The 19,766-nt window shown below is 64.1% G+C and carries 22 protein-coding genes, 3 tRNA genes and 5 pseudogenes; 18 read left to right on the top strand and 12 right to left on the bottom strand.

Going from position 1 to position 19,766, the window contains the following annotated elements:
* The 5 genes and pseudogenes from purM (at position 1) to purH (ending at position 5,277) form a co-directional block, all read left to right on the top strand.
* Positions 1-1,011, top strand: coding sequence for a phosphoribosylformylglycinamidine cyclo-ligase (purM, locus tag E0L93_RS09530; protein WP_207890403.1), 1,011 nt, complete (start codon positions 1-3; stop codon positions 1,009-1,011).
* The gene (gene purN / locus E0L93_RS09525; protein WP_132691241.1) at positions 1,004-1,600 is read left to right on the top strand and encodes a phosphoribosylglycinamide formyltransferase; all 597 of its coding nucleotides are present in this window, start codon (positions 1,004-1,006) and stop codon (positions 1,598-1,600) included. The genes purM and purN overlap by 8 nt, the downstream gene beginning before the upstream one ends.
* A gap of 13 nt (positions 1,601-1,613) precedes the next feature.
* Positions 1,614-2,558, top strand: a pseudogene (locus tag E0L93_RS09520) (PLP-dependent cysteine synthase family protein); the annotation flags it as partial.
* Between the two features lie 59 nt (positions 2,559-2,617).
* Positions 2,618-3,763, top strand: a complete 1,146-nt coding sequence (locus E0L93_RS09515; RefSeq protein WP_132691237.1) for a cystathionine gamma-synthase — start codon at positions 2,618-2,620, stop codon at positions 3,761-3,763.
* Positions 3,760-5,277: a bifunctional phosphoribosylaminoimidazolecarboxamide formyltransferase/IMP cyclohydrolase gene (gene purH, locus E0L93_RS09510; RefSeq protein ID WP_132691235.1), complete on the top strand. Its 1,518-nt coding sequence runs from the start codon at positions 3,760-3,762 to the stop codon at positions 5,275-5,277. The genes E0L93_RS09515 and purH overlap by 4 nt, the downstream gene beginning before the upstream one ends.
* A gap of 10 nt (positions 5,278-5,287) precedes the next feature.
* On the opposite strand, the gene E0L93_RS09505 is transcribed toward purH, so the two are convergent.
* A complete protein-coding gene (locus E0L93_RS09505; protein ID WP_132691233.1) occupies positions 5,288-6,253 on the bottom strand; it encodes an LLM class F420-dependent oxidoreductase in 966 nt (321 codons plus the stop codon).
* Positions 6,254-6,428: 175 nt separating this feature from the next.
* Between E0L93_RS09505 and E0L93_RS09500 the strand changes: the two genes are divergently transcribed.
* From E0L93_RS09500 to E0L93_RS09490, 3 genes are all read left to right on the top strand, one after another.
* Positions 6,429-6,500: transfer RNA gene (locus tag E0L93_RS09500), tRNA-Lys, on the top strand.
* A gap of 40 nt (positions 6,501-6,540) precedes the next feature.
* Positions 6,541-6,613: transfer RNA gene (locus E0L93_RS09495), tRNA-Glu, on the top strand.
* 3 nt (positions 6,614-6,616) lie between these two features.
* Positions 6,617-6,688, top strand: a tRNA-Val gene (locus E0L93_RS09490).
* Positions 6,689-6,786: 98 nt separating this feature from the next.
* Here the strand turns inward: E0L93_RS09490 and E0L93_RS09485 are convergent.
* Together E0L93_RS09485 and E0L93_RS09480 are read right to left on the bottom strand one after the other, a co-directional pair.
* Positions 6,787-7,935 (bottom strand): site-specific integrase, encoded by a 1,149-nt coding sequence (locus E0L93_RS09485; protein WP_132691231.1) that lies wholly within the window; start codon positions 7,933-7,935, stop codon positions 6,787-6,789.
* A 3-nt stretch (positions 7,936-7,938) separates the two neighbouring features.
* Entirely contained in the window at positions 7,939-8,142 is a 204-nt protein-coding gene (locus E0L93_RS09480) for a helix-turn-helix domain-containing protein (protein WP_165874282.1), read from the bottom strand.
* Between the two features lie 232 nt (positions 8,143-8,374).
* Here E0L93_RS09480 and E0L93_RS16620 point away from each other — a divergent pair.
* The 5 genes and pseudogenes from E0L93_RS16620 (at position 8,375) to E0L93_RS09455 (ending at position 11,040) form a co-directional block, all read left to right on the top strand.
* Positions 8,375-9,743, top strand: a pseudogene (locus tag E0L93_RS16620) (type I restriction-modification system subunit M).
* 5 nt (positions 9,744-9,748) lie between these two features.
* Positions 9,749-10,060, top strand: coding sequence for a nucleotidyltransferase family protein (locus E0L93_RS09470; RefSeq protein ID WP_132691227.1), 312 nt, complete (start codon positions 9,749-9,751; stop codon positions 10,058-10,060).
* 57 nt (positions 10,061-10,117) lie between these two features.
* On the top strand, positions 10,118-10,396 hold the full coding sequence (locus E0L93_RS09465; RefSeq protein WP_207890411.1) for a HepT-like ribonuclease domain-containing protein: 279 nt from the start codon (positions 10,118-10,120) through the stop codon (positions 10,394-10,396).
* A 56-nt stretch (positions 10,397-10,452) separates the two neighbouring features.
* Entirely contained in the window at positions 10,453-10,608 is a 156-nt protein-coding gene (locus E0L93_RS09460) for a hypothetical protein (RefSeq protein WP_243638174.1), read from the top strand.
* A 24-nt stretch (positions 10,609-10,632) separates the two neighbouring features.
* The gene (locus E0L93_RS09455; RefSeq protein ID WP_132691223.1) at positions 10,633-11,040 is read left to right on the top strand and encodes a transposase; all 408 of its coding nucleotides are present in this window, start codon (positions 10,633-10,635) and stop codon (positions 11,038-11,040) included.
* Here E0L93_RS09455 and E0L93_RS09450 read toward each other — a convergent pair.
* From E0L93_RS09450 to E0L93_RS16600, 5 genes and pseudogenes are all read right to left on the bottom strand, one after another.
* Positions 11,037-11,435, bottom strand: a complete 399-nt coding sequence (locus E0L93_RS09450) for a type II toxin-antitoxin system VapC family toxin (protein ID WP_207890400.1) — start codon at positions 11,433-11,435, stop codon at positions 11,037-11,039. The genes E0L93_RS09455 and E0L93_RS09450 overlap by 4 nt on opposite strands.
* On the bottom strand, positions 11,432-11,641 hold the full coding sequence (locus E0L93_RS16615) for an AbrB/MazE/SpoVT family DNA-binding domain-containing protein (RefSeq protein ID WP_132691368.1): 210 nt from the start codon (positions 11,639-11,641) through the stop codon (positions 11,432-11,434). Before E0L93_RS16615 ends, E0L93_RS09450 begins: the two co-directional genes overlap by 4 nt.
* A gap of 300 nt (positions 11,642-11,941) precedes the next feature.
* Positions 11,942-12,211: pseudogene (locus tag E0L93_RS16610) on the bottom strand (transposase); the annotation flags it as partial.
* A 14-nt stretch (positions 12,212-12,225) separates the two neighbouring features.
* Positions 12,226-12,432 (bottom strand): annotated as a pseudogene (locus tag E0L93_RS16605) (transposase); the annotation flags it as partial.
* Entirely contained in the window at positions 12,426-12,632 is a 207-nt protein-coding gene (locus E0L93_RS16600; protein WP_424511423.1) for a hypothetical protein, read from the bottom strand. The pseudogene E0L93_RS16605 and the gene E0L93_RS16600, both read right to left, overlap by 7 nt.
* Positions 12,633-12,753: 121 nt before the next feature.
* Here E0L93_RS16600 and E0L93_RS09435 point away from each other — a divergent pair.
* Together E0L93_RS09435 and E0L93_RS09430 are read left to right on the top strand one after the other, a co-directional pair.
* Positions 12,754-12,987 (top strand): annotated as a pseudogene (locus E0L93_RS09435) (IS630 family transposase); the annotation flags it as partial.
* 130 nt (positions 12,988-13,117) lie between these two features.
* Positions 13,118-13,618 carry a transposase gene (locus E0L93_RS09430; protein ID WP_279387471.1) on the top strand — a complete coding sequence of 167 codons (501 nt, stop codon included), beginning with the start codon at positions 13,118-13,120 and terminating at the stop codon, positions 13,616-13,618.
* A gap of 131 nt (positions 13,619-13,749) precedes the next feature.
* On the opposite strand, the gene E0L93_RS16595 is transcribed toward E0L93_RS09430, so the two are convergent.
* From E0L93_RS16595 to E0L93_RS09410, 4 genes are all read right to left on the bottom strand, one after another.
* Complete coding sequence (locus E0L93_RS16595) at positions 13,750-13,980, bottom strand: helix-turn-helix transcriptional regulator (RefSeq protein WP_132691217.1); 231 nt, start codon at positions 13,978-13,980, stop codon at positions 13,750-13,752.
* Positions 13,981-14,249: 269 nt separating this feature from the next.
* Positions 14,250-14,558, bottom strand: a complete 309-nt coding sequence (locus E0L93_RS09420) for a cyclic-phosphate processing receiver domain-containing protein (protein WP_132691215.1) — start codon at positions 14,556-14,558, stop codon at positions 14,250-14,252.
* Positions 14,539-14,847 carry an HPr family phosphocarrier protein gene (locus E0L93_RS09415; protein WP_132691213.1) on the bottom strand — a complete coding sequence of 103 codons (309 nt, stop codon included), beginning with the start codon at positions 14,845-14,847 and terminating at the stop codon, positions 14,539-14,541. Before E0L93_RS09415 ends, E0L93_RS09420 begins: the two co-directional genes overlap by 20 nt.
* Before the next feature lie 854 nt (positions 14,848-15,701).
* Positions 15,702-16,421, bottom strand: a complete 720-nt coding sequence (locus E0L93_RS09410) for a helix-turn-helix domain-containing protein (RefSeq protein ID WP_132691211.1) — start codon at positions 16,419-16,421, stop codon at positions 15,702-15,704.
* A 260-nt stretch (positions 16,422-16,681) separates the two neighbouring features.
* Between E0L93_RS09410 and E0L93_RS09405 the strand changes: the two genes are divergently transcribed.
* Genes E0L93_RS09405 through E0L93_RS09395 form a run of 3 tightly spaced genes read left to right on the top strand, consistent with a single transcriptional unit; the run spans position 16,682 to position 19,743 of the window.
* Entirely contained in the window at positions 16,682-17,986 is a 1,305-nt protein-coding gene (locus tag E0L93_RS09405; RefSeq protein ID WP_132691366.1) for an inositol-3-phosphate synthase, read from the top strand.
* Entirely contained in the window at positions 17,970-19,379 is a 1,410-nt protein-coding gene (locus tag E0L93_RS09400; protein ID WP_132691209.1) for an NTP transferase domain-containing protein, read from the top strand. The genes E0L93_RS09405 and E0L93_RS09400 overlap by 17 nt, the downstream gene beginning before the upstream one ends.
* Complete coding sequence (locus E0L93_RS09395) at positions 19,291-19,743, top strand: universal stress protein (RefSeq protein WP_132691207.1); 453 nt, start codon at positions 19,291-19,293, stop codon at positions 19,741-19,743. The genes E0L93_RS09400 and E0L93_RS09395 overlap by 89 nt, the downstream gene beginning before the upstream one ends.
* Positions 19,744-19,766 lie beyond the last annotated feature (23 nt).

The following is a 19,766-nucleotide window of genomic DNA, read 5'->3' as shown; positions in this document are numbered from 1 at the left end:
GTGGGGAGTTACGAGGAGGCGGGGGTCTCCATAGACGCGGGCAACCGCGCCGCGGCGCTGATGCGCGCGGCGGTGGAGTCCACGCACGGACCCGGGGTCGTCCCTCTCCCCGGAGGGTTCGCCGGCCTGTACCGGCTCTCCGGTTACCGCGAGCCCGTTCTCGCCTCCACCGTGGACGGCGTCGGTACGAAGGTGCTCGTGGCCGATGAGCTGGGGCGCTACACATCCCTTGGGGCGGACATCGTGAATCACTGCGCCAACGACGTGCTCGCGACCGGGGCGAGGCCCCTGATCTTCCTGGACTACGTGGCGAGCGGAAGGCTCATCCCGGAGGTTGTGGCCGGGATCGTCTCCGGGGCCGCAGAGGCGTGCCGGGAGCTGGGCGTGGCTCTCGTCGGCGGCGAGACGGCGGAGATGCCCGACCTCTATGGCTCGGCCCTCGACGTCGTCGGGGCGTGCCTGGGGGTCTGCGAGCGCGGTGAGCTGGTCACGGGCGAGCTGGTACGGGCCGGGGACGCCGTGCTCGGGCTGGCCTCCAGCGGGCTGCACACCAACGGTTATACGCTCGCGCGCCGGGTGCTCGCGGACGCCGGCGTCGGATACGGCGATACCTGGCGCGGCCTCGGGCGCACCGTGGGCGAGGAGTACCTGGAGCCGCACCGGGCGTACGTGCGCCAGATAGAGGCGCTGCGCCGGGAGGTCGAGGTGCGCGGGATGGCGCACGTGACCGGCGGGGGACTGGTGGAGAATCTGCCGCGGGCGCTCGGAGGACTGGGAGCGCGGCTGCGGGCCGGTTCCTGGGAGGAGCCCCCAGTCTTCGCCATGATCCGCGAGCTCGGAGGCATCCCGGAGGACGAGATGCGCCGGGTCTTCAACCTGGGCGTGGGGTTCTGCGTGGTGGTGGGAGCGGCGGAGGCGGGGCGCGCGCTTAAGATCCTGCACGGCACGGGATGTAAGGCGTGGCACATCGGGGAGGTCGTGGAGAACGGCGGGACGGTGGAGTTTGCCTGAGCGGTGCCTGCCGCCGGAGGCGCGCTTCGCGGTGCTCGCCTCCGGCTCGGGGACCAACCTCCAGGCGCTGCTGGACGCATACCCCGCGAACCTGGCCGTAGTGGGGGGAGATAGAGAAGACGCCTTCGCCCTCGAGCGGGCCCGCAGGGCGGGCGTCCCGGTCGAGTACCTCGATCCGGCGGAGTTCTCGGACCGGGAGGAATACGACGCGGAGCTCGCCGACCGCATAGCCGCCTACGGCGTCGCGCTCGTCGTCGGGGCCGGCTACATGCGGATACTCACCCCGGTCTTTTTAGACCGCTTCCCGGCCGTTATCAATGTTCATCCCTCGCTGCTGCCGAAGTACCGGGGGCTGAACGCCGTGGGGCGCGCTCTCGAAGCCGGCGAGCGGGTGACGGGGGTGACCGTCCACTTCATGGTCGAGGAGGTCGATGCCGGACCGGTGATCGCTCAGGAGGAGGTGGAGATCCTGCCCGGGGACACCGTGGAGTCGCTGCTGGAGCGGCTGCACCCGGTCGAGCACCGGCTGCTCGTGCGGGCCGTCGGAGAGTACTTCGCCGGCAAGCTCACGCCGCCCCGGAGAGGCTAGGGAGAGGAGAGGATTGGACTACCACGAGAACATACTGGCGGCCGTTGGCAAGACGCCGCTGGTGCGGCTGGGCCGCATCTCGGAGGGCGAGGGCATAGAGGCCCTCCTGCTGGCGAAGGCCGAGTTCATGAACCCCGGCGGGTCGGTCAAGGATCGCCCGGCGGTGAAGATGATCGAGGACGCCGAGAAGCGCGGGCTCCTCAGGCCCGGAGGCACCATCGTGGAGCCCACCAGCGGGAACACCGGGGTCGGGCTCGCCATCGCCGCGGCCATCAAGGGCTACCGCTGCGTCTTCACCATGCCGGACAAGGTGAGCCCGGAGAAGCGGGATCTCCTGAGAGCGCTGGGGGCCGAGGTCGTCGTCGCCCCGACCGCCGTGCCGCCGGACGACCCGGAGAGCTACTACTCCGTCTCCGACCGGCTGGCGGAGGAGATCCCGGGCGGCTACAAGCCGGACCAGTACTCCAACCCCGCCAATCCGCTCTCGCACTACGAGACGACCGGGCCTGAGATCTGGGAGCAGACCGCGGGCCGCATCACGCATTTTGTCTGCGGGATGGGCACCTGCGGGACCATAGTCGGCGTCGGGCGCTACCTCAAGGAGCGCAACCCGGAGGTGCGGGTGATCGGGGCCGACCCGGAGGGCTCCATCTTCTCCGATCCGGAGAACGTCCACCCCTACCTGGTCGAGGGCGTGGGCGAGGACTTCTACCCGCAGACGCTGGACATGAGCGTGGTGGACGACGTCGTACAGGTCACCGACCGGGAGAGCTTCCTGATGACCCGCCGCCTGATGAACGAGGAGGGAATCTTCGTCGGCGGTTCGGGCGGGATGGCGGCCGTGGCCGCCATCCGGGTGGCGAAGGACCTGCCGGCGGAGGCCGTGGTCGTCACGCTCTTCCCGGACTCCGGCCGCGGCTACGTCACCAAGGTCTTCAACGACGAGTGGCTGGAGCGGGAGGCCGGCATAAGCCGGGAGGAGCTAAAGAGACCGTACCGCGTTTTCGAGGAGGGAGCATGAAGTTCGCCACCCGCGCCATACACGTGGGGCAGGAGCCTGACCCTGCGACCGGCGCGACCATAGTGCCCATCTACCAGACCTCGACCTACACGCAGGAAGGGCTGGGGCGGCACAAGGGATACGAGTACAGCCGCACCGGCAACCCCACCCGGACGGCCCTGGAGGAGTGCGTGGCCTCGCTGGAGAACTGCCGCTACGGACTGGCCTTCGCCTCCGGGCTCGCCGCCACCACCGCCGTCCTGAGCCTGCTGGAGGCCGGGGATCACGTAGTCGCTGGGGACGACCTCTACGGCGGGACCTACCGCCTCTTCGAGAAGGTGCTGACGCGGCAGGGGATCTCGTTCACCTTCACGGATCCGCGCGACATCTCTAAGATCGAGGCCGCCTTCCGCCCGCAGACGAGGCTGCTCTGGCTGGAGACGCCCACGAACCCGATGCTCACCCTCTGCGACATCCGGGCTCTTTCCGAGCTCGCCCGCGAGCGCGGGGCCATCGTCGCTGTGGACAACACCTTCGCCTCGCCGTACTTCCAGACTCCCACCGACCTCGGAGCGGACATAACGGTCCACTCCACGACCAAGTACATGGGCGGACACTCGGACGTGGTCGGCGGCGCGGTGGCGACCAACGACGCCGGCCACTACGAGGCGATGAAGTTCTACCAGAACGCAGCGGGGGGTGTGCCGGGCCCGTTCGACTCCTGGCTGGTGCTGCGCGGCCTGAAGACGCTGGCGGTGCGGATGCGCCAGCACGAAGCGAACGCGCTCGCCGTGGCGGAGTTCCTGCGCGAGCATCCGGAGGTGGAGTCGGTCAACTACCCGGGTTTGCCCACCCACCCGCAGTACGAGCTGGCCCGGCGGCAGATGCGCGGCTTCTCCGGGATGGTCTCGTTCACCCTGAGGGGCGGGGCCGAGGCCGCCCGCCGGGTGATAGGCTCCGTGAGGGTGTTCTCGTTCGCCGAGTCTCTGGGAGGCGTCGAGTCGCTCCTGACGCACCCGGCGAGCATGACCCACGCGGCGATGCCGGAGGAGGAGCGGGAGGCCCGGGGCGTCACGGAGGGCCTGCTGCGGCTCTCGGTCGGGGTCGAGGACGCAGAAGACCTCATAGCCGACCTGGATCGTGCGATAGGGAGAGCATCGTGAAGCGCCGGGCGCTGGTCTCCGTTTCGGACAAGGCCGGGGTGGCAGAGTTCGCCCGCGGGCTCTGCGAGCTGGGGTTCGAGATCGTCTCCACCGGCGGCACGGCGCGGACCCTCAAAGAGAGCGGCGTCCCGGTGACGCCCGTCTCCGAGGTCACCGGCGCGCCGGAGATCCTGGGCGGGCGGGTCAAAACGCTGCACCCGAAGATCCACGGCGGGATCCTGGCCGACCGGAGCGACCCCGGACACCTGCGGCAGCTCGAGGAGCTGGGGATACGGCCGGTGGAGCTGGTGTGTATAAACCTCTACCCATTCGAGAAGGCGGTGGAGGGCGGGGCGGAGGAGTCCGAGGCCGTCGAGCAGATAGACATCGGGGGGCCGGCGATGCTGCGGGCGGCGGCCAAGAACTTCCGCTCCGTGGCGGTCGTCCCGTCGCCGGAGTTCTACGCGGAGGTTCTGGGCGAGCTGCGGGAGCTGGGCGAGGTGTCTTCAGGGCTCAGGAAGCGGCTCGCGCTTGCGGCCTTCCGCCGGACTGCGGCCTACGACGCCCGGATAGCCGGGTGGCTGGCGGGGGAAGAGGAGTTCCCGGAGGTGCGTCTCGACCGCTACGAGCGGGTCGCTAAGCTGCGCTACGGGGAGAACCCGCACCAGCGGGCAGCCTACTACGCCGGGCCCGGCGGGAGGCACCTGCTCTCGGATGTGGAGCAGCTGCAGGGCCGGGAGCTATCGTTCAACAACCTCTACGACGTGGACGCCGCCCGCACGCTGCTGGCCGGGCTCGGGAACGAGCCGGCAGCAGTTATCGTCAAGCATGCCAACCCGTGCGGGGCGGCGGTCGGAACGAGCGTGGAGGATGCCTACCGGAAGGCGCTGGACTCCGACCGGGTGTCGGCCTTCGGCGGCATCGTGGCGCTCAACGGCGCGGTGAGCAGGGAGCTGGCGGAGGAGATCTCGGAGGTCTTCACCGAAGTGCTCGTCGCGCCGGAGTTCGCGCAGGAGGCGCGGGAGGTCTTCGCCCGCAAAGAGAACATGATCCTCCTGCGGGCCGGCCGGCTGGAGCCGCCCGCACTCTCCGCGAAGCACGTCACCGGCGGGATGCTCCTGCAGACCACAGACCGGGTGGAGGATGCCTCCGGGCACCGCACCGTTACGCGGGTCGAACCCACGCCGGAGCAGAGCGCGGACCTGCTCTTCGCCTGGCGGGTAGCGAAGCAGGTCAAGAGCAACGCCGTCGTGCTGGCGAGGAACGGGGCGACGGTCGGCATCGGGGCCGGTCAGATGAGCCGTGTGGATGCGGCGGAGATCGCGGTGAGGAAGGCCGGAGGGCGGGCGCGCGGGGCGGTCGCCGCCAGCGACGCCTTCTTTCCCTTCCCGGATGGCGTGGAGACGCTGGCCGGGGCCGGGGTCGCGGCCATCATCCAGCCCGGCGGCTCCAAGCGCGACGACGAGGTCGTAACCGCCGCCGACCGCCTCGAAGTACCGATGGTCTTCACCGGCCACCGGCACTTCCTGCACTAGTAGGGAATTTTCAGGCGAAGTTCGGCACGACTTCTTTGGCGAAACGGCGCACCATCTCCTGGTCGTAGGCCACGCGCGGCAGGTAGACGATGAAGTACTGAACCCCGGCCTCCACCCTGGGCTGCAGCCGCTCGCAGATCTGCTCCGGCGTGCCGATCATGAACATATCCGCGTACTCCTCGAAGCTGCGCTTCCCGCGAGCCTCTCTGGTGGCCCGTTCGGGGTCTTCGCCGGGATCGATGAGGTGGACGTTCACGCTGGTCGAGCGCGTGATCTCGCCGTAATCCCGGCCAACGCTCTCGCAGTGGCGCCTGAGCACGCCGAACTTGTGACGCAGCGTGTCCGGGTCGCCGAAGACGTTGCAGGCGTCGCCCCACTGCGCCACCAGCTTCAGCGTCACCCTCTCCCCGCTGCCCCCGATCCAGAACGGCGGGTGCGGTTTCTGGACACCCTTCGGCTCGTTGATGGGGCGGTCTATCTTGTAGAACTCGCCGTCGAAGACCACGTCGTCCTCGGTCCACATGCGGTGGATGATCTCGCACGCCTCCCTGAAGGCCCGCATCCGCTCGGGGACCGGCGGGAAACCGTAGCCGTAGGCTCGCCACTCGTGCTCGTACCAGCCGGCCCCGAGCCCGAACAGGAGCCGCCCGTGGCTCATCACGTCTGCGGTCGAGGCCATCTTCGCCAGCAGCGCCGGGTTGCGGTAACCGTTGCAGGTCACCATCTGGCCGACCTTCACCCGTTCGGTGTCGCGGACGAGACCGGCGGTTATCGTCCAGCACTCGAAGGTCGTCTCCTTCTCCGGCGTGGGCACGGTGTGGAAGTGGTCGTAGACCCAGATCGAATCGTACGCCCCCGTCTCCTCTGCCACCCGGGCTACCCGGGTCATCGCCTCGTACTGCTCTGCAGGATCCTCTATCTCGACCAGATCCAAACGCCACCCCTGCGGGACGAAGACTCCGAACTTCACGGCCATCCTGTTCTACCTCCAGCTTCCCTCTTGCCAGACTACGGCAGGCATCCTAGCACAGCCGGGAGAATCAGCGGGCTGCGGGGCAACCCTTCAGCCTGCCCGACACCGCGAGGCCGCGGCGAACGGCCGGATCCGCGCGGAAATATGCAGGAATAGTTGGTAAACTCTAAGTCCGGCTGGGCCGGTAGCTCAGTGGTAGAGCAGGGGACTTTTAATCCTCGTGTCGTAGGTTCGATCCCTACCCGGCTCACTGGGAGATCTCGGGATGACATCGGGGTCTCCGGCGACAGGCCCCCATCGTCTAGAGGCCTAGGACACCGCCCTTTCAAGGCGGCGGCACGGGTTCGAATCCCGTTGGGGGCACGCGGGCGATTAGCTCAGCGGGAGAGCACCTCCCTTACAAGGAGGGGGTCGCTGGTTCGAGTCCAGCATCGCCCACTTTAAAAAATCCACGTTTTGCAGGTAAAACGTGGTGCGCGTAGAGAGCCCCCGGCACGTGCCGGGGGCTTTGTGCAGCAACCGTGCAGCAACGCGGGCTAACCGAGGGCTTCTCCCATCGTGTCAGCGACCTCGCCGCCCATGCCGGGCAGCATGTGGCTGTAGGTGTCGAGCGTGATGGCGACAGAGGCGTGACCAAGCAACTCCTGAACGAACTTGGGGTGGACGTTCCTCTGGAAGAGCAGGGACGCACAGGTATGCCGGAGGTCGTGGAAGCGTATCTGAGGCAGCCCGGCACGCCTGAGCAAGGGAAGGAAGGACCGCTGGCGGAGGTTGGAGGGGTTGATGAGCCCGCCATTCTCTCCGGCGAAGACTAGGTTCTGGTCCCGGTAGAGGCTGCCGGACTTCAGCTTTTCTTCTGCCTGGCGTGCCCGGTGTCGCTTGAGAACTTCTACGACTCTTGCATAGAGCTTCACCGTGCGGCGGCTCTTCTTCGTCTTCGGCTCTCCGAGGCTGAGCTTCTTGCCATTCTCCGTCCGGGTGAGCGTGCGGCGAACCCTGATCGTGTGGTTATCGAGATCTATATCCTCCCACTTCAGACCCAGCAACTCCCCGCACCTCATGCCTGTATAGACAGCCAGGACATAGAGAGCTTCAAACCTATCTCCCCGGGCAGCTTCAAGCAGTCGCCGGGCCTCGTCTGCGGAGAGAGGGTGCATCTCCTTCTTCGAGGGGCTGGGAGCCTTAACGGCATCCGCCGGGTTACGGGGTATTAGATCCCACTTCACGGCCTGGGCGAGGCCCTTGTGTAAAACGTGGTGTATCTTCTGTACCGTCGAGCCGGAAAGCCCGGAGTCCAAGCGGCCCCGGTAGAAGCCCTGGAGGTGGAGGGCGTTCAGGTTCTTCAACCGGATTCTTCCGAGCGCGGGCTTGATGTGGTTTCGAATCAAGTACCCATCTCTTGAGAACGTGGACTCTCTTACTGTGCCGCGTACGCAGTCAAAGAGCCAGCGGTCTAAGTACTCTCCAACGCTGAGATTTTTGTCATCTACCACGATACCGCTGTCGCGGTCAGCCATGGCCTTCGTTAGCTTCTGGCGTACTTCCTCACGATCCTTGCCATTAACATAGCGGCGCTTCGGGCCGTCCGCCGTGTAGACGAAATAGGCTCCCCGGTAGCCCACAACCTTCCCATTGCGGCGGTGTTTGTAGATCGAGCCCTCCCCGTTGCCGCGTTTTCTCGCCATTCCTTATTCCTCCTTTTTCACGAGTTCTAAGGGCTCCACCTCAAGGGCTTTAGCCAGCTTGCGGATGGTCTTGGGATGTACTCTGTGGAAGCCGTTCTCTAGCCGCCATACGGTAGCTTGGGTCAGCCCCGAGAGCCGGGCAAGCTCCCTCTGGGAGAGCACCTTCTCCTGCCTCAGCCGCTTGGGCTTCTCGGCATCTACCTCCATGTTCCAAGCCATCCGAAGCTGTAAAAATCATCCATATATCAAACGAAATTATATGACAGTTGTAGCGGGATTAAGATGCGAAGCGGCCCCGGAGGATGTTTTGCGGGGAAGCGTGTCTCGTGCTGGAGGGAGGCTTCCGGTTCAGGTGCCAGATGCCATTGCAGACCGGTCAGGGACTGGAATCGTGCCGGGTTGAGTAGAGACATTGGTGGCGAGGGACTCGCGGAGTAAGCTGGATATCCCGGCGCTTAAAGGCTGGCTGTGGGAGGCGGCCTGCGTTATTCGGGGTCCTGTGGACGCTCCGAAGTTTAGAGACTACATTCTCTCCCTCATCTTCTTGAAGAGCGTCTCTTATGTCTTCGAGGACGAGATTCGCCGGTACGCCGAGGAGCTGGGCGGCGAGGCTCTGGCCGCCGAGGCAGCCGGGGGCGACCGGAGGATGGTCCGCTTCTATATCCCCCCGGAGGCTCGATGATGTGGAGCCGGATATCCTGGGGGCAGGACTTACGAGTACCTGTTGAGGAAGTTCGCGGAAGGGCAGGGACAGAGCGCGGGGGAATTTTACACTCCGCGTGAGGTGGGGGTTCTTATGTCCCGCATCCTGGACCCCGCCCCGGGAATGAGCGCCTACGATCCATGCGCCGGGTCGCTCGGCCTCCTCATTAAGTGCCACCTGCGGCTGCTTGAGAAGTATGGGAAGAAGGAAAATGGGCGAAAACTCCCTTCTGAAATTCATCCTCTGATGCTGGATGGGCAGGAGATCAACCCCTCCACTTTCGCTATGGCGAAGATGAACGCCTTTATCCACGAGATGCAGGGGGAGGTGGCTCTCGGGGATACGATGAACCACCCGAGGTTTGTGGAAGACGGGAGACTGAAGCGGTGCTGCGATCTCGTCGCCGCAAACCCGATGTGGAACCAGAAATTCTCCTCCGAGGTCTACGAGCACGATCCCTACGAGAGGTTCTCCTATGGCCTTCCTCCCTCCTCAAGCGCGGACTGGGGATGGGTACAGCACATGCTCTCTTCCCTCAACGAGGGCGGTAGGATGGCCGTCGTCCTCGATACCGGGGCCGTGAGCCGGGGCAGCGGGAACACCGGCTCGAACAAAGAGCGGGACATCCGCAAGGCGTTCGTCGAGGGCAGCGCCATCTCCGAGGGGGATCTCATAGAGGCCGTTATCCTCCTGCCCGGGAACCTCTTCTGCAACACCACTGCCCCCGGAATCATCCTGATATCAACAGGAAGAAGTCCCATCCAGGGGAGATACTCCTGATCAATGCCTCCAAGCTCTTTGAGAAGAGCAGGCCGAAGAACCACCTCACCGAAGAGCACGCCGACCGGATAGCCAGGATCTACCACGAGTGGAGGGAAGAGGAGGGCATCTCTGCCATCGTCTCCCGCGAGGAGATCGCAAAGAACGGCTGCAACCTCTCTCCCAGCAGGTATGTAGCCGGGACAGAGCAGGAGGAGGCCGTACCCCTTGAAGAGGCTCTGTGGTGCTCCTGCAGGAGGCAGAGGAGGAGTGGGAGGAGGCCGACAGGAGGCTCGATGAGGTACTGCGCGGTTTGGGGCTGGGATCGCGGCGGGCTGTACAATAGAGGTTATGAACTTGCGAAGCGAGGTGCCCCGGGAGGCTCTGGAAGAGATTTGCCGACGCTACCACGTTAAGCAGCTCTCTCTCTTTGGCTCCGTGCTGCGCGAGGACTTCGGGCCGGAGAGCGACCTGGACGTGCTGGTCGAGTTTGAGCCGGGAAGGACTCCCGGCTTCGGTTTCGTAGAGCTGCAGCGGGAACTCTCTGAACTCATGGGGCATCCGGTGGACCTGCATACATACCGGAGCCTCAGCCGCTACTTCCGGGACGATGTTGTGAGGCAGAGCCAGCCGCTTTATGAGCCGGCCTCGCGGGTCTCGTAGGCCGGGGGATGAGGCCCGGCTCAGGCACATGCTAGACGCCTCCCGCCGCGCCATAGGATTAGGAGCCTAGACCCGGATGAGGAGACCGCGCTCGCTCTCGCAAGGCTACTGGAAATACTGGGAGAGGCAGCCGGGCGGGTTACCCCTGAGCTTCGGGAGAGGCATCCCGAAGTGCCGTGGAGGGAGATAGCGGATACCCGCAACCGCGTCATCCACGAGTATTTCGACGTGGACATGGAGATCATCGAGGCCATCGTCCGGGACGACCTTCCGAACCTGGCGGGCCGGCTGGAGGTTATCCTGAAGGAGATGGAGGAGGGAGATGACAACGCCTGAGAAACGGCATCCCGGCAATCCTCGTGGAAGCGAAGGCCGCTACGAGAAGAGGCGGCATGGGCGAGGCGCTGGAGCAGGTGAGGCGTTACCATCGGGAGGGAGAGATCATACTGAGGTATCTCGATGAGAGCGTCTTCTACCTGTGCTTGCCCTCGACACACACCTGGACGAAGAAGGGCCAGGCTTACCAGCACCGAGTGAAGAGGAGATGAGGTTCTGAGGGACGCGTCAACCTCATGGGCACGCTGCTCCGGGTGGAAGGCGAAGGCCATGAGCGTCTGGAATACAGGATGCTAGAAGGTTCGTGCGACAGCGGGAAGGTGCTTCTCTACCTGGACGCCCGGGCTCACGAGGCCGAGCAGGGGGGCAAACCTTGCGTGGTGGTCTTGGACAACGCCCCGTTTCACACCGCCGGAGTCCTCCGGGAGCGTGAGGCGGAATGGGAGGGGCGGGGGCTCACTCTCTACCGGCTACCGGCCTACTGTCTGCACCTGAATCTCATCGAGGGAGTGTGGCGCAGGCTCAAGGGTTTCCTGATGCCACGGCGGTTCTATGATTCGGTGGCTGAGTTGAAGCAGGCTGTGATGCACGCTTTGCGCCTACTGGGAGCCGTGGAGGTTCAATATTCACTTGGAGATACTTAGCCTCTCTTCTTCTCTACATAGCGCACCCCGGGGATGTCTTTGAAGTCGGAGTCTTGGGTAAGAAGGATAGCCCTGTGGCGGCGAGCGGTGGCCAGGATCACGCTGTCGGCCATCGGAAGACCGAGATCGTATGCCGTCCTCGCCGCCTCCAACGAGAGCTCCGCATCCAGGTCCACCACCAGCCCGCGCTGCATCACCGCGACTACCTGCAGCGCATCGTCCTCACCACCCGGCTCCCTCAACAGCCTCTTGAACACCTCATAGAGGCTTATGGTCGGTACCACCAGCGCTGAAGTATCCTCGATCGCCTCAGAGAAGAAGTCCGCGTTCGGGCCATCGGCGAAATACTCGATCCAGCCCGAGGAGTCGACCACACGCTTTTCGGGAGCACTCACAGCTCTCGATCCGGCTCACGCTCTATAGTTGGCTCAACACCACGAAGAAATCCTCGCATCTGGCGCACCGGCCTCACCGGCACCAGCTCGATACGCCCTCGGTAGCGCATAATCGCAATTTCCTGCCCAGGATGGAGATCAAGGTCCTTGCGGATCCGCTTCGGGACCACTATCTGATACTTGGGTGATAGTTTGACAGTTTCCATCGCTTTCTCCAATCGATTATCCAGATGTGTAACACTATGCAGTATATTCGATGGCCGTATGATATTCCACATACTTGTTCTAATAAGTAATAACAAATAACACCGGCTCAGCGAGGTGAATTTCAGCGGGTGAGAAGGGGTTGAGCACCTCGATGCCGGTGCGCTTGAAGTTACGGGTGTTGGCGGTGACGAGCGCATCATACCCCTGGAGACTTTGCCTGGGTCGCCATCAGGCTGTCTATGGTACGTGTCCCGTCAAGTGTGTAATTAACACCGTGTGGCCCTACTTCCACCTCTTCTCTAGCCTCCTATTAGAGGAGGCTGATGCGCACCGGCCTGCTCTTCGCTTCGATTCTCCAGCTTCGCCAGCGAGCCGGCATCGAAGTAACGCTTGCCTACCTGCCACTCGTCATGCTGCTCATTCAAGATCGCCCCGACAAGGCGGATCACAGCAGCCTCGTTAGGAAATATGCCTACCACCTCCGTCCTACGCTTGACCTCCTTGTTTAACCTCTCCAAGGGATTGTTCTGTGAGCTCTCTGTTGCGGAAGCGACCCACCTCTTCGTCCAGCTCTTCGCAGAGCCTACTGACCTGGCTTTTTGGAGATGCCGCTCATCCCTAGAGCCTGCACCAGCTCGTCGACCTTGCGGGTCGATACCCCGTGTGTAGGTAAGCTTCCTGTACCACCGCACAGGAGCGCCCTCTCGGCTTTCCTTCTCGGATCCAACAGCGAAGGGAAAAAGCTTCCGTCGCGGACTCTTGGGACCTTCAGCTTCACCGTGCCTACCCTGGTCTCCCAGCTCCTATCCCGGTAGCCGGTGCGCTCTGCGCTACGCTCGTGGCGAGAAGCTTCGGTAGGTGCTCCTCGACCTCCAGCTCCATCAGCACCTGGCTGAGGGCTCTGACGCCCTCCCTAAGGAAATCTGCGTCGTGCTCGATGTGGGCCTTGCGCAACAACTGCTCTAAGCCTATCCTCAGTTCGTCGGCCATCGCGTGTGTCCTTCCTGTTCGATTGGCTCTCTTTCAGGAACCACACGGTGGCCTTCTCTTCGTCAACGACCTTTTCTACACACTCCCTGGGACACTACCGAGGCGCCTCTCCAAGAAGATAGAGTTTTGCTACACGCCGGTGCATGGCTCATGGCTCAACATGGCCGAGATCGAACTGAGCGTGCTCGGTAGGCAGTGTCTGGATCGACGAGTGCCAGATTTCGAGACCCTGCAGGCCGAGGCGCTAGCCTGGCAGGAACGGCGAGATGCCGCCGGCAATAAGATCGACTGGCGCTTCACTACGGAGGATGCGCGCATCAAGCTCAAGCGACTCTACCCTTCACTGCAAGAGTAACAGAGCACTAGGAAGCCGCTGATTTATTGGCCGTTTTCGGCTCGCGGATGTAGGATCGGAGCACCCTTAGCGAAGGAGCTTTTCCGATGATGCGCCGTCGCAGCGATTTGCCTCCCGTTCCTCATCAGCCGTGGTCGGAGATGATCCCCACCGACTCGTTTTACGCCCGCCTGGCCAAATATGGAGGGATGTCCTTGTTGACGACGAGGACTACGCTCCGCTATACAAGAATTCACCGAGGGGCAGGAGGCCGTCCATACCTCCGTCTTTGGTCGTCCTCGCGATGCTCCTTGAGTACCATGACGACTGCTCCGACGCCGAGGCCGAGCAGCGGATGCGCTTCGATCTGAGATGGAAGTACGCCCTCGGAATCGGACTCGAAGACGGGGGCTTTGACGCGACCGTGTTGTGCCGCTTCAGGCGCAAACTGCTCGAGTGTGGCCTGGAGCGCTCGTTGTTTGAGCGACTGGTGAACTCCGCCCGAAAGGTCGGGCTGATCGCGAAGGACGCCACCCAGCTTTTGGACAGCTCTCATATCCTCGGGGCCGCGGGAGCGAGGGATACGTACACCCTCATCCGGGGTGCTACTCGCAAGCTGTTGCGCTCGCTCGGATACGCACCGGCGAGCTGAGCCGGGCTTTCTCGGAGAGGCTTCGGTGGTACATCGATCCCCAAGCTCCCGAGAAGCCCGAGATCGATTGGTCCGACCCGGAGGAGCGCGCCGCCCACCTGAAGGAGATCGTATCCGGTAGCGAAAACAGCTCAACCACCCTCCCGTTTCTTCAGGAAGAGATCGGATAATGACAGTCCGAAGGCCTGGACGATCTTGTTTGCTACGACGATGCTGGGGATTCTCTCTGCCCGCTCAATCGTCCCGATGCAGTTGCGGTGCAGGCCGCAGATCCCGCCCGGCCGCTCCTGAGATAGACCTTGCTCCAATCTCATTCGCCGGACTAACGCTCCAAATTCCCTCGCCAGCTTCTCCCCTGCCATAGAAGCTGAAAGTCTACACCTTCTTCTTGCCGGATCATCTCCCGGCTCCGCTTCCAGTACGCTGCGTTCCGGTGCAGGGCGAACATGAATTCCTTCGGGTCCGAGAGAAAGTCAGCGCTTGTCAACCCATCGCACCTGAAATCTACCAGATCCAGCATAGTGATAGGGTTTATGTATCCAGACTCGGGCTCTTGATCGCACCCAATTGCACCTGGTCTCGATTCCAGCTTGCAGGAAGGCGTAGGCTACGGCTCTCCGAGAGCCACGCTCTAGCGCTCGAAGCGCTTCGTCCCCGGTGCCCGGCGGTAGGTGCCATACCGCTCTATGACGCCGCACATCCTCTCCGCTCCGGGAGGGTTGGCCGAGTGTACGGCTATTCTGCGGGTGGGCCATACCCCATGCTCGGCCATCCACAGGCACAGGGCGTAGCCCTCTTCTATCCCCTCTCCGAGGTCATGGTCGAGCGACATCTCCTTCACCTCGTTCTCAGATAGCAGGGAGATAATAGCCTCCTCGACCGTCCTGGCCCACTCCCAGCCCCCGGGGGCCGGGCGCAGGTCATCGAGCCACACCCTCATCCACTCTGCTCCTCTTCTCCTCGTGCTTTTTCTGCTTCTTTGGGGCGCAGGCCCGGTAGTGCTCTATGGCTTCAGGAGACTTCCATCGTTCGCGAGGGATCTCGCCCGAGATCACCCCGGCCATGAACCCTACGGCCCTCTGGGCGTCCTCGCCCTCAGCCCGCACGGTAACCCGCTCTCCTGCGAGCAGGGGAGTCTCAAAAGCTCCCATGAACTTCAGCATGTTCCGGACGCTGGCCGAGTGCTCTCCCTGACAGACCGTGATCTCCGACTCGGCCACCTGCCTCACCTTCCTGTCCCCCTTCCCGAAGAGATCGGGGAGGAGATTATACAGCGCGGCCGGACGGGCCCCGGAGACGCTTCTCCGGAGCCCCTCGGAAACAAACGGAGGAGGAAAGAGCCTCCCTCAGAGAGAGAAGCGCCTCTGGACCTTCTGTTCGGTCAGGTAACGGTACGCTCCGGGATAGCGACTCTTGAGAGAGTGCAGCATATAAGCACTGCCCTGAGACTGGTGCCCTTTCTCCACCAGATCCCGAAGTGCAGGAGGGATATAAGGGGGGTATCCTTCCTCCCTGATCGCTCTCTTGCGCTCCTCAATGAGTTTCTTGTGGAGATCCATTCCCAAGACATTTTACCAGAGCGTGGAGGGGGAACTCGGACTCCCGCAGGCCAGAAGCTAATAAGGCAAGTAGCGTATCGTATAATTAAATCAGACCTTGTGGTTATGGTGAGGAGGGGGTTCGCAAGAGATAGGGGAAGGGAGTAGGCTGCGGACGGCGGTAGTCTTGCGCGGGGCCGGGAATGGTGACCTCGATGCGATGCTCGATGAGAGCTATGCGGAGCGCGGATGCGACACCGGGCGTCCCGTGGATCTCGGCAGCTGATGCAACTTCTCGACACGGATATCCTGAGCAACTTGATGGAGCGCTCCCCGCCCGGCGGGCTGGTTTCGAGGGTGTCGGAGAGCTCATCTACGGGGCGTACAGGCTCAGGGAGCATACCGCCACCATCGAAGACACACTGCTCCCCAACCTGACCGTCTTACCCTTCGATGCTGCCGCTGCCAGGCGCTATGGAGGGATACGGGCGAGCTGGAGCGGTTGGGCGCGCCCGTAGGCGACGCCGGCGTGCGGATAGCCCCCATCAGAGAGAGGGCAGCGGCGTGACGCGGCTCAGAGCCAGCCCCGTCTCCGACATCCAGATGGCCCCCGAGTGCATGAGCTGCGCCCGCCGCTGCAGCACACCCGGCCACCTGTCCAGCTCCGAATCGAGCACAGTGGTCATGATCACGAGCTCGCTGTCTCTGGCCAGCTCCGTAATACCGCGCTGCTGCTCGAGCGCCGCCTCCGGAGGGAGGCGGCGCTCCCAGTCGTAGTTGACCCACATGGGGCGCCCGTCGTCCGGCCGGTCCTCTACCAGCCGCCTCAGCTCATCGGCGCGCCTCCCCGGAACCTCGCTCTCGGCAGCGAGATGCAGCGCCGCGTCCAGCCCCTCGCTCTCCAGCTCGGCGCGCAGCCTCTCCGCGGACTGCTCCCGACCCTCGCCACGGTACTTGACGAGCGTTCCGCCCCGCGCCTCTCCCACCCGGAAGAACGCCGCGTTCAGCCGGAGCATGAGATCGGGGGTCTGAGTGACGGCGAATACGTTGTCCGGTATCTCCAGAAAAGCGCGCAGCCTGTCCGCCAGCGTGCCGGAACGCTCGTTCCTCCGCACGAACTCCTCAACCGCCGAGCGCCGGATGCGCCAGGAGCGCCCAATCTTAGCACAGGGTAACACCCCCTCCCGACACCAGCGCCAGACCGTTACCGGCTCTACCCCCAGATACCCGGCGACTTCCTCAGTGCTGAGCAGCTCCTCTTCCAAATCTTCCCCCTCTGCTCGACCGAACCGGCCACCCCCGCCTCACAATCATCGTACTATAGCGTACTCCACCTCCCTAAACCGCCACAGAGACGGCGGCCGGGGACACCCCGCCGCTCTCCGTTCCTTTATATTATAAAAAGCGCTAATGTACGGTAAAATACGGTAAATTTGAGGATGATTCTCCGTGGCGGCCGGGTGCCCGGGGTGGGGTGGTGAGATTCGTCCGGTTCGGCGGGGATACGAGAGTGAAGGAGGAGAGGATGGGAGAGGCACGGAGGATACGGGAGCCTTCCGGGAAGCTGGGGGTGCTTCTGGTGGGCATGGGGGCGGTCTCCACCACCTTCATCGCGGGGGTGGAGCTGATCAAGAGAGGGCTCGGCCGGCCGGTCGGTTCCCTGACCCAGATGGCGCTCATGGAGCCTGGCGGTGAGGATGGGGCTCTGCGGAGGGTAAAGGAGCTTCTTCCTCTCTATAGACTTGAGGATCTGGTATTTGGAGGGTGGGATGTGCTGCCCGACGACGCCTACGAGGCGGCTGTTACGGCTGGGGTGCTTGAGAAGGGGCATCTTGAGGCGGTCAAGGAGGAGCTGCAGCGGGTAGTACCGTGGCCTGCGGTCTTTGAGCGGCGCTACGTGCACAGGATAGAGGGGACGAACACCAAGAGGTTTGGGTCTTTAAGGGAGGCGGCGGAGCTAATAAGGGAGGACATAAGGCGCTTCAAGCGCCAGCACGCTTTGGAGCGGGCGGTGATGATCAACTGCGCCTCAACGGAGGCCTACCTTCAGCCTGACAAGGAGGCTTACTCCTCTTTGGAGGCATTTGAGCGGGCACTGGATGTTTCGGATGAGGCCATCTCTCCGGCGATGCTCTACGCCTATGCGGCGATTAAGGAGGGGGTTGGGTATGCCAACGGGGCGCCTTCTATAGCGGCGGATATACCGGCTCTGGTGGAGCTTGCTAGGGAGAGTGGGGTACCGGTAGCGGGCAAGGACTTCAAGACGGGTCAGACGCTGATAAAGACGATAATGGCGCCTGGGTTGAAGGCCCGGATGCTTGGGATTGAGGGGTGGTACTCGACCAACATCTTGGGCAACCGGGACGGGGAGGTTTTAGACGATCCGGATTCCTTAAAGAGCAAGGAGCTAAGCAAGCTCTCGGTTCTGGAGTGGATACTGCAGCCTGAGCTCTACCCGGAGCTCTATGGGGATATATCGCATGTGGTGAAGATAGACTACTATCGGCCGAGGGGGGACTCTAAGGAAGGGTGGGACAACATAGACATCTTTGGGTGGCTTGGCTATCCGATGCAGATAAAGATCAACTTTCTGGCCCGCGACTCGATTTTGGCGGCGCCTGTGGTTTTGGATCTGGCGCTGTTTGTGGATCTTGCCGGGCGGGCGGGGATGGGGGGCATACAGGAGTGGCTTTCGTTCTACTTCAAGAGCCCCATGACTGCTCCTGGGCTCTATCCTGAGCACGATCTCTTCATACAGCTGATGAAGCTCAAGAACACCCTCAGGGAGCTGCGCGGGGAAGAGGTGCGGCGGCATGAGATCCGCCGGTAGTGAGCTCGGTGCGGCCGTCCTGGCCGCTGGCCTGGGCGAGCGGCTGCGGGCCTGCGGATGTCCGAAGCCGCTGGTGCGGGTCGCCGGCCTCCCTCTCGTAGAGCGCGCTGTGCGGACCCTGCGTGCCGGGGGCGTACGGGGGAAGACGATGGTCGTCGTTGGGCACCGGGGGGAGGAGGTCGCCGAGTTCGTCCGCTCCCGGTTTCCGGACGTGGAGGTGCTGGAGAACCCGGACTATGCGCGGGGGAACGGCACCTCCGTGCTGGGCGCCGTACCACACCTTCCGGAACGGTTCGTTGTCGCCATGGTCGACCACGTGCACACGCCCGATTCCGTGCGGCGGCTGATCGCGACACCCGGAGACTTCGTGGCGGCCGTGGACAGCCGGCCGTCGTTCGCCGATCCCGGGGAGGCCACCCGGGTGCGGCTGGAATCCGGGCGCGTGGTCGCTCTGGGGAAAGGGCTTGAGCCCTACGACGCCCTCGATGCGGGGTTGTTCGTCTGCTCGCGGGCGGCTCTCGAGCCGCTCGGGGGGGAGCCGGGACCGCTCTCCTGGAACGCGATCAAGAGGAAGTGGCTGGCCTCCGGCGGCGAGCTGGCAGCCTGCGACCTCGCCGGGGCTCCGTGGGCCGACGTGGATACGCCGGAGGACATCGAGCGCGCCGTAGACGCGGTGCTGGCCGCAACCCGGGGGAGCCGGGACGGGTTCATCTCCCGGCATCTCAACCGGCGGCTCGGACGCGGCATAACCCGCAGGCTGCTCGACACCTCCGTGACCCCCGACCAGGTAAGCCTGATGAGCTTCGCTCTCGCCGCCGCGAGCGCCGGGCTCCTCGCCCGGGGCTCGCTGGCGGCGGGTGGGGTGCTGGTGCAGCTCTCCTCGGTGCTGGACGGCTGCGACGGGGAGCTGGCCCGCGCCCGGCTGGAGAGTTCGGCCGAGGGGCAGGTTCTGGACGCCGTTCTGGACCGCGGGGCCGACGCCCTGATCATCGCGGGGATGGCGCTCGGGTCCCGTTCGCGCTGGGGTGTGCAGGCCGGGTTTCTGGCGCTGGCAGGAGCTCTAATGGTACCCTACACGCGGGCGCGGTGGGAGGCGGCGTTCGGCGAGGTGCCGGAGGAGTTCACGGGCTTCGCCGCCACCCGGGACGTCCGGCTGGGGGTGCTGGCGCTCGGAGCGCTGACGGGGGTACCCGCATCGGCGCTGTTAGCGGTCGGAGCCGGCGCCGCCGCCGAGGTTGTAAGACGCCTGCTGGCCCTGCGAGGCAGGAGGCTCGGAGAGCGAGACGGCCGGGAGGAGTCAGGCGGTGAGCATCTTTCCGACGAAGATACTCTTGGCGACCGACGGTTCGGCGGACGCGGAGCTGGCGGCGCATACGGCGGTGGAGCTGGCTAACGCCACCGGATCGGAGCTGCACGTGGCATACGTCGAACCGGCTCTGCCCATGATCGCCGGCTTTGCAGAGGCGGATGAGGAGCGGATCGGTCCCGAGTCACGGCGCCTGCTCGACGAGCAGGTGCGGCGGATAGAGGCGGCCGGAGGGACCGTCGCCCGGGCGCACCTCGATCTGGGCCGCCCGGACGAACGGATCGTCCGGCTGGCCGAAGAGATAGGCGCCGGCCTGATAGTCATGGGCAGCCGGGGGCTGGGCGGCATGAGACGGGTGCTCCTGGGCAGCATCTCGGACTCGGTGGTCCGGCACGCTCACTGTCCCGTTCTGGTAGTGCGCGGCGGAGAATCCGGCCCCGGTCCGCGGTGAGGCGCTGACCTCCAAGAGAGCCT

The sequence above is a fragment of the Rubrobacter taiwanensis genome, assembly GCF_004337705.1.
Taxonomy (GTDB): Bacteria; Actinomycetota; Rubrobacteria; order Rubrobacterales; family Rubrobacteraceae; genus Rubrobacter_C; species Rubrobacter_C taiwanensis.
Note: the sequence above shows the minus strand (reverse complement) of the source record. Positions and strands in the feature narration are given on the sequence as shown.

Coding starts and splice junctions, on each gene's coding strand:
- E0L93_RS09470 (WP_132691227.1), top strand. CDS start 9,749: ATGAACTTGCGAAGCGAGGTGCCCCGGGAGGCTCTGGAAGAGATTTGC.
- E0L93_RS16600 (WP_424511423.1), bottom strand. CDS start 12,632: ATGGCCGACGAACTGAGGATAGGCTTAGAGCAGTTGTTGCGCAAGGCC.
- E0L93_RS09515 (WP_132691237.1), top strand. CDS start 2,618: ATGAAGTTCGCCACCCGCGCCATACACGTGGGGCAGGAGCCTGACCCT.
- E0L93_RS09455 (WP_132691223.1), top strand. CDS start 10,633: ATGGGCACGCTGCTCCGGGTGGAAGGCGAAGGCCATGAGCGTCTGGAA.
- E0L93_RS09460 (WP_243638174.1), top strand. CDS start 10,453: ATGGGCGAGGCGCTGGAGCAGGTGAGGCGTTACCATCGGGAGGGAGAG.
- E0L93_RS16595 (WP_132691217.1), bottom strand. CDS start 13,980: ATGGCAGGGGAGAAGCTGGCGAGGGAATTTGGAGCGTTAGTCCGGCGA.
- E0L93_RS09400 (WP_132691209.1), top strand. CDS start 17,970: ATGAGATCCGCCGGTAGTGAGCTCGGTGCGGCCGTCCTGGCCGCTGGC.
- E0L93_RS09405 (WP_132691366.1), top strand. CDS start 16,682: ATGGGAGAGGCACGGAGGATACGGGAGCCTTCCGGGAAGCTGGGGGTG.
- E0L93_RS09420 (WP_132691215.1), bottom strand. CDS start 14,558: ATGAGGGTGTGGCTCGATGACCTGCGCCCGGCCCCCGGGGGCTGGGAG.
- E0L93_RS09505 (WP_132691233.1), bottom strand. CDS start 6,253: ATGGCCGTGAAGTTCGGAGTCTTCGTCCCGCAGGGGTGGCGTTTGGAT.
- E0L93_RS09480 (WP_165874282.1), bottom strand. CDS start 8,142: ATGGAGGTAGATGCCGAGAAGCCCAAGCGGCTGAGGCAGGAGAAGGTG.
- E0L93_RS16615 (WP_132691368.1), bottom strand. CDS start 11,641: ATGGAAACTGTCAAACTATCACCCAAGTATCAGATAGTGGTCCCGAAG.
- E0L93_RS09485 (WP_132691231.1), bottom strand. CDS start 7,935: ATGGCGAGAAAACGCGGCAACGGGGAGGGCTCGATCTACAAACACCGC.